The 12,319-nt window shown below is 63.3% G+C and carries 9 protein-coding genes; 4 read left to right on the top strand and 5 right to left on the bottom strand.

Annotated features, from left to right (window positions below):
- Window positions 1-316: 316 nt before the first annotated feature.
- From ACLP4W_RS19710 to ACLP4W_RS19700, 3 genes are all read left to right on the top strand, one after another.
- On the top strand, window positions 317-2,521 hold the full coding sequence (locus ACLP4W_RS19710) for an acyltransferase family protein (RefSeq protein ID WP_442388797.1): 2,205 nt from the start codon (window positions 317-319) through the stop codon (window positions 2,519-2,521).
- Between the two features lie 174 nt (window positions 2,522-2,695).
- Window positions 2,696-3,826, top strand: coding sequence for an NAD-dependent epimerase/dehydratase family protein (locus tag ACLP4W_RS19705; protein WP_442388795.1), 1,131 nt, complete (start codon window positions 2,696-2,698; stop codon window positions 3,824-3,826).
- Window positions 3,827-4,377: 551 nt separating this feature from the next.
- The gene (locus ACLP4W_RS19700; protein ID WP_442388799.1) at window positions 4,378-5,040 is read left to right on the top strand and encodes a rhamnosyl O-methyltransferase; all 663 of its coding nucleotides are present in this window, start codon (window positions 4,378-4,380) and stop codon (window positions 5,038-5,040) included.
- 511 nt (window positions 5,041-5,551) lie between these two features.
- Here ACLP4W_RS19700 and ACLP4W_RS19695 read toward each other — a convergent pair.
- From ACLP4W_RS19695 to ACLP4W_RS19675, 5 genes are all read right to left on the bottom strand, one after another.
- Window positions 5,552-6,352, bottom strand: coding sequence for a phthiotriol/phenolphthiotriol dimycocerosates methyltransferase (locus ACLP4W_RS19695; RefSeq protein ID WP_442388793.1), 801 nt, complete (start codon window positions 6,350-6,352; stop codon window positions 5,552-5,554).
- Window positions 6,353-6,804: 452 nt separating this feature from the next.
- Window positions 6,805-7,806 (bottom strand): NAD-dependent epimerase/dehydratase family protein, encoded by a 1,002-nt coding sequence (locus tag ACLP4W_RS19690; protein WP_442388791.1) that lies wholly within the window; start codon window positions 7,804-7,806, stop codon window positions 6,805-6,807.
- 38 nt (window positions 7,807-7,844) lie between these two features.
- Window positions 7,845-9,227 (bottom strand): nucleotide sugar dehydrogenase, encoded by a 1,383-nt coding sequence (locus ACLP4W_RS19685; RefSeq protein ID WP_442388789.1) that lies wholly within the window; start codon window positions 9,225-9,227, stop codon window positions 7,845-7,847.
- A 194-nt stretch (window positions 9,228-9,421) separates the two neighbouring features.
- Window positions 9,422-10,702: a glycosyltransferase gene (locus ACLP4W_RS19680; RefSeq protein ID WP_442388787.1), complete on the bottom strand. Its 1,281-nt coding sequence runs from the start codon at window positions 10,700-10,702 to the stop codon at window positions 9,422-9,424.
- Window positions 10,703-10,942: 240 nt separating this feature from the next.
- Window positions 10,943-11,941 carry a Gfo/Idh/MocA family protein gene (locus tag ACLP4W_RS19675; RefSeq protein ID WP_442388786.1) on the bottom strand — a complete coding sequence of 333 codons (999 nt, stop codon included), beginning with the start codon at window positions 11,939-11,941 and terminating at the stop codon, window positions 10,943-10,945.
- Between the two features lie 164 nt (window positions 11,942-12,105).
- Here ACLP4W_RS19675 and ACLP4W_RS19670 point away from each other — a divergent pair.
- On the top strand, window positions 12,106-12,319 hold a 214-nt coding region (locus ACLP4W_RS19670; protein ID WP_442388784.1), incomplete at its 3' end, for an FAD-binding protein.

The raw sequence follows: 12,319 nt of genomic DNA, 5'->3' as shown, positions 1-12,319 counted from the left end.
GTGGACACCTCGTTCTTCCCCTCCAGCGCCGGTTTGAACCCCAGTTTGACGGTCGCGGCCAACGCCTTACGGGTGGCCGAGCATCTGAACCAGGCCCATTTCGCCAGCTGATCGATCGACTCCGCCGATGTGTCGACGCGGCGCGCCACCTGTTGTCCGAAGTACCAACCGCGCGAACGGATTAGCGTTCAGGCCGGCTCGCGAAGCGATAGGCCGGCGGCGCGATAATGCAGGCCAGTGGTGGATTTGGCGGAGAACTGTTGAACGGGTATGTGATAATGCCTCGACTCGACGAACGTGTCCTCTGACTGGGTAGGTGACCTTGCGCCAAGCCGACAGCGTCAGCCCTGCCGCGGGGGTGGAGGATCGGCGCTCGGCACACAAGGAATTTCGCCCCGACATCGAGGGCTTGCGCGCCATCGCTGTGGTGGCCGTTGTCCTGTTTCACGCTGACGTGCCCGGCGTGGGTGGCGGGTTCGTCGGCGTGGACGTGTTCTTCGTCATCTCGGGCTTTTTGATCACCGGCCTGCTCTGGCGTGAGGTGAGCACCTCCGGCACCGTCGGGTTGCGCCGCTTCTATGGGGCGCGGGCCCGCCGACTGCTGCCGGCCTCGGCCGCGGTAGGCGTCGTCACCATGATCGCCTCGGCTTTCCTGTTACCCCTGTTGCAGGTCCGGAGCGTCATTTGTGACGGCATCGCCAGCGCGTTGTATGTCAGCAACTACTGGTTCATTGGCGAAGGCGTCCACTACTTCGGCGGCCACGGGCCGCCCTCGCCATTTCAGCACTACTGGTCTTTGGGCGTCGAGGAACAGTTCTACCTCGTGTGGCCGGCCATGATCATCGGCACGGCGTGGCTCATCCGGCGCGCAGGTCGGCGCACCAGCACCCATGCCACCTCGTCGGAACGCCCGTATCTGGTGGTCCTTGCGCTGGTCGCGGCCGTGTCGTTCGCAATGTCGCTGGTGATCACCTACGTGATGCCTGCCGTGGCGTTCTTTTCGCTGCCCACCCGGGCCTGGCAATTGGCGCTCGGCGGCCTGGTGGCCCTCACGGCCGGCCTGTGGCGCCGGCTACCGGCAACACCTGCCGCGATCACCGGATGGGGGGGTCTGGCCCTGATCCTGCTGGCCTGCACCCAGTTGAGCGCGGCCACGCTCTATCCGGGCACCGCCGCGCTGTTGCCCACGCTGGGCGCGGCGCTGGTGATCGGCGCGGGCTGTGCCGCGCCGTCGCAGGGATGCGGCCGTGTGCTGGCCGTGTCGCCGATGCGCGCGATCGGCCGGGTGTCCTACTCGTGGTATCTGTGGCACTGGCCGGTGCTGGTGCTCGCACCGCTATTGCTGGGCCACCCGCTGGGGCTGGCCGCCAGGTTGGCAGCAGCGCTGGTCTCTGGCGGGCTGGCGGTGCTTACCCTGCGTTTCATCGAGAACCCGTTGCGATTCGCCGCTCCGGTGCGCCGCTCTCCCCTGGGCAGTCTCGCGCTGGGCGGTGCCGCCACCGCGATAGCGGTCTGTGTCGGTGTGGTGCTGCTGGCATGGGTACCGCTCCCTGTCGGCCGCGGCGCGCCAGCTGCGGCGCCGACCATCACTGCGTCGCCTCCCCCGACCGGCTCCGACATTGATGCCTACGACGCGGCAGTGCAGGATGCGTTCGCGCAGGTGCAGGCCGCGGTCGCGGCGTCGGCCGAGCTCAAAGCCGTCCCGTCGAACCTGAACCCGCCGCTTGCCGGTGCGGCAGCCGAACTTAAGGCCATGTTGTTCAAGGGCTGCCTGCGCGAGCCTTTCCAAAGCGGACAACCCGAGTGCGCGACGGGCGATACCGCCTCGACGACGACGGTGGCCCTGGTCGGCGACTCGCATGCCGCGATGTGGAATCCGGCGTTCCAGGAGGTAGCCGCGCAGCGGCACTGGCGGCTGGAAATGCTGGCCAAGGGGGCCTGCCCATTGATGGACTTGCCCATCACCAACCACCTGTTCAGTGGCCTTGTTGAACACTTTGAGCACTGCGCGCAGTGGCGCGGTCAGATCCTCGCCCGGTTGCGCGACGAGCACCCGCGGCTGATCGTGGTGAGCCAGTGGCGGGGGTACGGTGCCGGCAACGGCAACGGTTGGCTGTCAGGTTTTACGTCCTACGACCCGGCGTGGATCGACGGCCTGACCCGCCTGGTGCAGCAGCTGCGCGGCACCGGCGCCAAGGTGCTGGTGCTCGGGCCGATCCCGGATCCGCACACATACGTGCCGATCTGCTTGTCCGGTCACCTCGATGACGCGACGGCCTGCTCGTCGCCCAGGTTGACCGCAGTGAACGAACCCGGCATCGCAGCCGAGTCCGCCGCCACCAAAGCCGGCGGCGGACAATACGTCGACCTCACCAAGCTGTTCTGCACCACAAACCGCTGCCCCGTCGTCGTCGGCAACACGATGGTCTACATCGACGAGGAACACATGACGCTCGAATACTCCCGGCTGTTGGCACCGGTAATGGAAGCACTTGCCGACCGCGCACTCGCCCACGGTTAACACGCTGCGGAGCGTCGGCAGCGGATTTGTCGGCGAAGCCTGCCACCAGCGCCCCGCGCTATCGACCTGAAATCCAGAAGTTTTGGGCAAGCGGCCGACAACACCTGATCTTGCTGCGGGAGGGCCCCGGTATGATCACCCGGACCGCACCCTAGGAACCGGAGGCGTCGGCTGTTGTCAACATCCGTACTCATCACTGGCGGGGCGGGATTCATTGGGTCCGCGCTCGCGCGCCGTCTCGTCAAGGCCGGTTATGACGTGGCTGTGATGGACGTCCTGCACCCGCAAGTGCACGGCGAACGTGCAGCGATCAACCTGCCGCCATCGGTGCGGTTGTTCACCGGCGATATCACCCACGCCCCCGATGTGGATGCTGCGCTTCGGTTATCCCGTCCATCCCAGATCGTCCATTTGGCGGCCGAGACGGGAACGGCCCAGTCGCTCTCCGAGGCGACGCGCCATGGTTCGGTGAACGTGGTGGGAACGACCCAGCTTCTCGACGCCCTGAGCCGCTCAGCGCTCGTGCCCGACCAGTTCGTCCTGGCGTCGTCGAGAGCCGTCTACGGCGAGGGCGCTTGGCAATACGGCTCTCGGCTCTTCTACCCGCAGCCGCGCAGCCACACTCAGCTCCTGGCCGGTAGCTGGGATCCGCAAGGGCCGATGGGTGAACCTGCAGTCCCGCTTCCGAGTTGTGCCAGCCGGACTGAGCCCCGGCCCACCAACATATACGCCGCAACCAAACTCGCCCAAGAACACATCTTGGCCGCCTGGACGGCCGCCCATGACGCCAAGCTCAGCGTGCTGCGCCTGCAGAATGTCTACGGGCCGGGCCAATCGCTGACCAATTCGTACACCGGAATAGTCGCTCTCTTCGCACGATTGGCACGCGAGCAGCGCCCGTTGGAAGTCTACGAAGACGGTCGGATCGTGCGCGATTTCGTCTGTATCGACGATGTCGTCGAGGCGCTGTTCGCTGCGATAGAGGGACCTGCGGCCGAACCACGCTGCCTTGACATCGGGTCGGGTATCCCGACCACCATCCATGAGCTGGCTAAACAGATTGCCGCCATCTGCGATGCCCCCGAACCGATCGTCGTGGCGAAATTCCGCGACGGTGACGTACGCGCCGCGAGGTGCGACATCGAGCCGGCGAAAAACGAGCTCGACTGGCGTCCAAAGTGGGCGCTCGAGGAAGGCCTGCGTGCCCTGCTTGAATGGATCGGCGGGCAGTCCGAATTACCTTTCGAGCCAAGCGATCACACACATGTAGGACTTCCCGAAGTAGAGCATGTAGGGCGCCGTTAACGTGGCCCTCGCCTCGAACTGCGGGGCGGAACATGCGGCCTTCGGTCCCGCACAGGCATTCACGGAAACCTGATCAGATCCTGGATCCCCAGGGGTGCGCAAGAAGCTCTTCCAGAAGTTGCGGCCTCCGGCGCCTCCAACTGCCCGGCATGCGCTGGAACATTCTCGCCTGCCACCGCCATCCTCACCCCGCGCTGCCACCAGGCCAGCGGCCGCTGCACGAGATCTGGTCGCAACCGCACAACCAGATCGCAACCGCCTGAACTTGCCTTTAGTAGTCCCGAATCAAGATCAACAACATCTGCCCAAATTTGTTGGCCAACAAAAGGTCAACAGATGGCAGCATCTGTTGCTACCATGCTGCGGTGCGGAGGCAACGTGAAGAAAATGTCGAGCGGAGGTCGGGTCGCATAAACCCGGCAACGAGTCACGGAGAGGCGGGGCACCAAGCCAGTTATGTGGACAAGAACACAGTCCTAAGAATTGGCGCACACTTGATTGAGTCCCGGCCGACGCCATCAGGTCTCGGAAGAAGACTTGCGACTGGTCTCCTGGCTCCATATTTTTACCAGCCGAGGGGCTCGGAGGCCGAAGAGTATCACAAGTGGTACTACAACACTAACGTGTGGAAGAAGACTACTTGGTTGGGGATCGACTGCTGGAAGTCAGTCTCTGACATGTGGAATTATCAGGAAATCCTGTTTGAGCTGAAGCCCTCTTTGGTGATCGAGTTCGGCACGGCTTTCGGCGGCTCGGCCCTGTTTTTCGCCGACATCATGAGGCAAATCGGCAACCCATTCAAGGTGCTTTCCGTGGACATCACCCACACGCGCCTTCAGGAGGTACCGCGGCGCGATCCCAACATTTCATTCATCGAATCGCGATCCACGGTCCCGGCTATTGCTGAGGAGATCCAGCGCCTCAAAGACGAGTACCCCGGCAAGATCTTCGCCATCCTGGACAGCGACCACACGATGAATCACGTGCTGGCCGAGATGAAACTACTGCGGCCCTTACTCTCCGCCGGCGACTACCTCATCGTGGAAGACTCCATGCTCAACGGACACCCCAACGTTCCCGGCTGGGGACCGGGCCCGTATGAAGCCGTCGAGGTATACGAGCAAGAATTCCCCAATGACTACACGCATGACGTGGAGCGGGAGAACAAATTCGGCTTTACATTTGCTCCCTACGGATTCCTGATCCGCAACTGACGTCTGACGCGCAACCCGCCAAGGACGCACCTCGCCCGGCCCATTTGTCAAGATCACACGGCAAGGGACGGGCTGGGTAGTGTCAGTGAACACGAACCTCCCGCAGTTGTCCGGTTTCACGGGGCCGCGACCAAACGGGGTCCGCTCACGGGGCTCGAAATGCGCAATGCCTCCGAGCAATCACCCGAATTAGTCAGGACCTCCCCAATCGGCGGCAGAGACGCGCACTGGCATTGATCAGTGCCGATGGTGATGATCACCCCCGCCGGCCCGCCCCGCGCGATCGCCTTTTGCCGCACCGCGTCTGGGCGCAGCCGCACTGAAGTCGCGGTGCCGCAAGTCTCGTTTGTCCCACTGACCACCGCGCGAATGGATCGGCGAGCAGCCCGAGTGACCTATCGAGCCGAACGATCACACATATGTATCAGGCCATCTCTGAAATACGAGATGATGGGTGCCGATAACGGCGCCCTCACTTCAAACTGAGATGTCGGACGTATCCTGCGGCGGGTTAAGCCTTGGTGAGGCAGTACATCCGGTAGGACTGCTTTCCGCTCTCGATGTCCCGGTACATTTGGGTACCCTTCGCGGGTGAGTTGCCCATTGGTTTCAAGAATCCGGGTACCATTCGATCCCACACCGCTTCCCATTGCGGCGTGTTCAGTTCCATGCCCCGCAACACTTCGGTGTTGATTTCCCGTCCCGACACCATCCGCAGTCCCGCGGCGGCGTTCAGGTCCGCCTCCCATTGATCGCATTGGAACCACTGCCGCACATCGGTGTAGAGGAACGCCCCGCCCGGGCGCAGCACTCTTGCGACCTCGCTGAGGAACCGGTCGAAGTGGGGGTAGAAGTGCGAGGATTCGACATTGATCACGGCGTCGAATGACTCGGCGGGGTAGGGAAGGTCTTCGGCATCGCCGTGGATGAAATCCAACCCAGGTACTTGATGGCGGCGGCGGCAGAACTCGATACCGGTGGCGTTCAGGTCCAGCCCGACATAGGATGCCGGCTTGAGTGTGCGGGTCAAATAAGATGCTCCGCCGCCCTGCCCGCAGCCCACTTCAAGTATCTGTTTGCCGGCGAGTTCACCGTTTTGGGTTGCGGTGGCGTGGTAGAGCTGAATGGGATAGCGATGGGATTCGTCGCCGGGTTCCAGCGGTATGGCCATGGGCGGGTTTTCTTCGTAGGCCCAGTTCATGAAGAGCACGTCATCATCGGCGTGGCGGGCGATGTAGGCATACATCCGATTGTGGATGCGCGCGTTGAATTTCCAACGTATGGATCGGGATACACGATCTAGGAGTGTCACGGACCGATACGATACTGCATTCCGCACTTCATCTAGCCGGAACCGCAAAATCAGATTGGCACCGGCATCGTCACCCTACGATCCCACGATGTATGGGGGACGGGGCCGGTATGAAGCCGTCGAGGCATACGAACAAGAGTTCGCCAATGACTACACGCACGACGTGGAGCGGGCGAACAAATTCCGCTTTACGTTTGCTCCCATACGGATTCCTGATCCGCAACTAACGTCTGACGCGCAACCCGCCAAGGCCACACCTCGCCCGGCCCATTCTCAAGATCACACGGCAAGGGCCGGGCTGGGTAGTGCCAGTGAACACGAACCTCCCGCAGTTGTCCGGTGCCGCAAGTCTCGTTTAACCCACTGACCGGATTGAGCTTGGCCTGCTCGTCCGTTGCGGTCATGCTGCGACCGCGTAGTCGCGCAAGCCGGTCCCAGCCTCATCGGCTGTCTTACGGCTGATCGCCTGCGGGTTCTTTGAGGTACCACGGGTTGGCGCGCGCCCAATCGATGGTGCGGCGAATACCTTCCTCGACGTCGACCTGGAGCCGCCATCCCAACTCCCGCTGCGCCTTGGTCGAGTCGGGGATACGACGGGGGATGTCCTCATAACGGCCCCCATAACGGGCTGCAGTGTCAACAGCTTCGGCGCCAGACACCGAGTCGACATTCGCGATCTTGATCGCCAGATCGACGACGTCACCTACAGTCGTCTCGGTCATGCTCCCAATGTTGAACGCCTCACCGATCGCCGCGCTGCTGTCGGCCGCGAGTAGGGTGCCGGCGATGGCGTCGTCGACGTAGGTGAAGCACCGTGTCTGGTCACCCGAGTCGTAGAGCAACGGCTGGCGGCCGTTGAGGATCCGATGAATGGTCTGCGAAACCACGAATATCGGATTCTGCCGCGGGCCGTACACGTTGAAGTAGCGAACTACCGTCACCGGCAATCCGTAGGCGGCATGCATCGCGAAGACCAGATGTTCGGCCATACCCTTGCTGGTGCTGTAGCTCCACCGCGCGGTCCTTGTCGAACCGAGGACGCGATCATCGTCCTCGGCGAACGGCGGGTCGGGGTTTTTCCCAAACACCTCAGACGTGCTGGCGAAGACGACGCGTGTTCCGTGCCGATGGCTCAGCTCGAGGACGTTGCGAGTGCCGATCACGTTGACGTCGAGAACCCGGAGCGGATCGTTGAGATAGTTTTTGACACCGACGACTGCGGCCAGGTGAAATACCGTGTCGACGCCGGGAGTCAGGGCTTCTTCGAGTGCGGTCAGATCGGTGACATCGCCTTGCACGAACCGGAAGTTGGCGTGCCGGTCAAAGTCGATACTGCTGTCGCGGGTGTTCTTTGCGACGTCGAAAACCGTGACCGAGTCTCCGCGATCCAGCAATGCGGAGACCAAGTGCGATCCGATGAAGCCGTAGCCGCCCGTCACGACGACATTGGACATATTTACTCTTTCATTTCCACGTGGCGGTTTACGTTCACCTATCGGCCGATCCCTTTGTAGACGAAGCCGACGGCGCGCACTGCCGCTGGGTCGAAGCTGTTCCGTCCATCGAGGAACACACACCTGGCGGCCGTTAGCTCCGCGAGCCGGGCCAGAGGGATCTGGTGGAACTCTCGGTGCCCCGCAAGGACCACCAGGGCATCGGCATCCTCGACCGCTGACTCGATGTCTGCGGTAAGGGGGATATTCGTCACCGTGACGGCCTCCTCGCCGTGCACCCACGGATCATGGATCGAAAGGTGGCAGCCGGACTCCTCGAGCAAGGCGACAACGTACTTGGTGGGCGTGAGCCGGCAGTCGCCGGTATTGTTCTTGAACGCGATGCCCAGCACGGCAATCCTGCTGGTCTCGATTGCCTTGCCCCGATCGGCGAGGAGCTGCTTGAGCAGCCCGTAGGTGTAAGCAGGCATCGTGTCGTTGACGGTCCTCGACGTCCGCGGAATTGCCAGGTCCAACCCGACGGACTGTCCGAGATGGTTGACGAACCACGGATCCTTCGTCAGGCAGTAGCCACCGACGCCCATGCTCGGCATCAAGATGTTGACGTTGTGGCTGCCCTTCGGCATCGAGTTGGCTGCGTCGATGACCTGGAGCGCGTCCATGTTGAGCCGGTCGCACACCTTGGCCAGTTCGTTCGCAATCGCGACGTTGAGGTCGATCCAGAGGTTGTCCGCAAGCTTGACCATCTCGGCGGTTCGCGGATCGTCGACGACGATGGAGTCCATTCCCAGGGCGTGGCGCCACAGTATGGAGCAGGCGCGAGCGCTGCGCTCGTCGACAGCACCGATGACGATGGGGATCGACAGTAGCTCGCGGATGGCTTGGCCTTCGGCGAGCCGTTCAGGGCAAAACGCCAACCCGAAGTCCACCCCAGCCCGCAGCCCTGAGGTCTCTTCGAGGATCGGCAAAACAAGTTTTTCGGTGGTATCCGGCGGCACCGTGCTCTTGAGGATGACGACGTGGCCGGTATGCAACTGCTCCCCCACGGCCCGCGCCGCTGCCTTGATGTCGTCGACGATGGGCTCATAGTCCGGACCAAGTGGCGTACCCACGGTCACGATGACGAAGTCATTGTCCGCGAGAACACCGAAATCGGTGGTGGCGCGAAGGCGGCCGACTCGTACGTTGTTGGACACGAGCTCGTTGAGGCCTGGCTCGGGCACGGTGGTCTTGCCCAGGTTGATCTCGTCGACGACGTTCTGTCTCACGTCGATCCCGGTCACCGGCCAGCCGCGATCTGCCAGGACGGCACCAATCACCGTGCCGATATACCCGAAGCCCACAACCGCGATCCCCGACCGCATTCCACGAACCAAGAGATCGATCTCAGCGTCGCTACGTCCGAAAACGCCTTCAGCCATCGTGGATCCCAACCTTTCACGTGCTGTGTGCGTTCTGCGAAATGAAAGCCGGGGGCCTCGCGTCCCCGGCTAACCCGCCCGGGAGTCTAATCCAACACGTGTCCTATAGAACCTGAAATTCACAAGTTTGGGCAAGCGCCCGGCTTCCATCGTCTTCAGGGTTCGGGGGCGATTTGGCTGGCAGGGCGAATTGATCATGTCGTGCATCCGCGGCGGGATCTGAGGCGGGCGAAACCTTCTACGCGATCAGCGGCGGCCGCGGCGCTTGCGGCGGGTGTGCTCATCCGGGTGGCGATCTCGCGGGCCCGGGCGGCGTATTGCGGGGCGAGGACCTTACCAAGGTCCGCGACCAGCGATTTCTCGGTGGTGGTCGAAAAGCGCCGCCCAGAGCCCACCTTCAGTCGTTTGAGCTGAGCCGCAAAGAACGGCTGATCCGGCAACGTCCACAGGATCAACTGGGGGACTCCGGCGCGCAGGCCCGCGGCCAGGGTACCCGCGCCACCATGGTGCACGACCGCGCGGCAGGCCGGAAAGATCGCCGCGTAATTCACCACGCCCACCACCTTGACATGCTCGAAATGGGGGACGTTGCTGAAGTCACTCGAGCCGGCGCCAACCAACGCCCGCTCGCCCAACCGCGCGCAGGCCGCACCGATCATGGCGATCGTGTCGGCCGGAGATTCGACCGGTATGCTGCCAAACCCGAAGAAAATCGGCGGTGTTCCCGCGGCAATCCACGAGGCGACCTCCTCATCGGCATCCGTCGCCAACTCCAACGCCAACGCGCCGACAAAGGGTCGCTGGCCATCCCATTTCGCCCATTCGGCTGCCAGCCCGGGAAAGCACACCTCGTCATAAGCCTGGACTTCCAGCGATCCCCGTTCTGCGACCCGTCGCGGCGCGGGCCGTGTTGCCTTCGGTAGGCCCAGCTCACGACGCTGCGCGTCCTCGCCCTTCCTCATCCCGCGCCAAACCAACCAGTCGTTCACCGTCATTCCGGTGCGGCTCAACGGCGACGGCACGAACGGCAGGAGCTGGCCGTGGGCGCGCACCGGGAAGAAATGCAGCGTGGCCAACGGAATGTCGTAATACTCCGCGACGTTGACAGCGGGCTGCTCGAAAATCAGACCGGTGAGCAGCAGGTCGGCACCGTCCGCCACCGACGCAAGCGCCGTGGTCATTTCCCCCCAGCACTTGGTAGCGAACTCCTGTGTTTCGCGCGCCATCCTGTTCAGCTCCTTGAGCTTCCAGGGGGTGCGGAAGTAACACGTCCAGTAGTTGCGCTGCGCATCCAGAACCGGCTGCGAATCCAGCCCGTAGGGGACCGCCGCAAGCCCTGCCGCCTCGGCGAAGCCAACCAGGTTGGGCGGGACGGCCATTTGAACGTCGTGCCCTCGGCGCTGCAGCTCACGGCCGACAACGACGGCGGGCTCGACGTCGCCGCGACCTCCATAGCTTGCCAGCACAAATTTCATCGTGGGCTCTAGCCTTTCAGTCGTCGTGCGCGTAGGCAACGTCAGGAGCATCGGTCATTATGCATGGTTCTTCGACTGTCAGTGTGGCGTTCGGCCATCGGCTTCGGCTGATCGTTCGTCGTTGGATCGGCGGCGTTCGTAGGCGGGAGCGAACGCACCCGATCTATCGCCTCGGCCTGTGTGTCGACACGGCACGCCAACGTGTTGTCCGAAGTGCCAACCGGGCGAATGGATTGCCGTTCAGGACGGCTCGCGCAGCGGGAGGCCGGCAGCGCGATAGATCGCATCGATGACAGTCATGTTCTCGACCGCGTCTTCCGGCGAAGTCCTCACCGGTTCCCCGCGCAGCACCGCCGCGGCGAAAGCGTCAAGCTGATATGCGTAGGTGACGCGCCGCGGGAATCGCTCCACACGCTTTCCGTCGGCCGAGCGGATCGAGAGCCGAGGGAAAAGGTGGGGTGCCGCTGGACTGAGCACACGCAGCGCGCCGCGGTCGCCAACCACCTTGGCGGTCGCCCGAAACATGTCCGACGACCACAGCGAACAGCGGAGCCGGCCCGTGTGCCCACTTGCGAAGCGCAACTCGGCCGTCATGGCCCGGTCCACCCGAGGATCGCGCAGTTTCGCCCGTGCCGAAATAACTTCCGGGGTCGAGCCGCCGAACGTGCGGAGCATGTTGACCACATAGCTTCCGGCATCCATCATCGCCCCACCCGCAAAGGAGTAGTTGTAGCAGTTGCCGGAGCGCTTCGCCAGCATTACGCACAAGGCGACGTCCACCAGCTCCAGTTTGCCCAGCTCCCCTGAGGCGATGATCTCCTCAACGCGCAAGGTCAACGGATGGTGGCGGAATTGGATTGCCTCCATCACAACCCGTTCTGACTTGGCGGCCAGTTCGGCGATCTCACGGGCCTCGGCGGCATTGGCAGTGAACGGCTTTTCACACAGCACGTGCTTGCCCGCGTCAAGCGCAGCCCGGGTCCACCTGCCATGCATGCTGGTCGGCAGCAGCACGTAGACCGCATCCAGATCTGGGTCGGCGATCAGCGCCTCGTAGCTCCCGTGCGCCCGGGCGATGCCGTGTTTGGCGGCAAAAGCTTGAGCACTGGACAAATCGCGTGCTCCCACCGCGGCCACCACGACCTCGTCGTTTCCCCGAGCCGGGTCGATGAGCGTCGTCGGGGCGTAGCTTGACGCGCCCAGGATTCCGATCCGCACCGGGGCGCCCCTTTGAGCCATGGCGCGATGCTAGCAGCAGACCCGGGTCACTCGGATAGACGAACAGGGCTCCTGCGGTAGGGTTGCCGGGTCCACCGCGCCGAGGACCATCGAGGTGGCCATCGTGGATGTGACCCGCTGCCCGGCAGGGCGGGTAACTTTGCCCGTCTGTCCGCGGCGAACGGATGTTACGATCCCGATTCGCTCAGACCGGGCCATGCTTTGGGCCATCATCTGCTGAGGAGTTCGATTTGGCTGACGGCGACCTGAGGGCGCGCGAGGCCGAACGCGTGATGTGGGACGTGATCGTCGTGGGTACCGGCATGGGCGGCGGGATGCTGGGCTACCGGCTGGCCCGCTCAGGCCGGCGGGTGCTGTTCGTCGAGAAGGGGCGCTCGA

Source organism: Mycobacterium sp., assembly GCF_052145595.1.
In the GTDB taxonomy this organism is placed as follows: Bacteria; Actinomycetota; Actinomycetes; order Mycobacteriales; family Mycobacteriaceae; genus Mycobacterium.
Note: the sequence above shows the minus strand (reverse complement) of the source record. Positions and strands in the feature narration are given on the sequence as shown.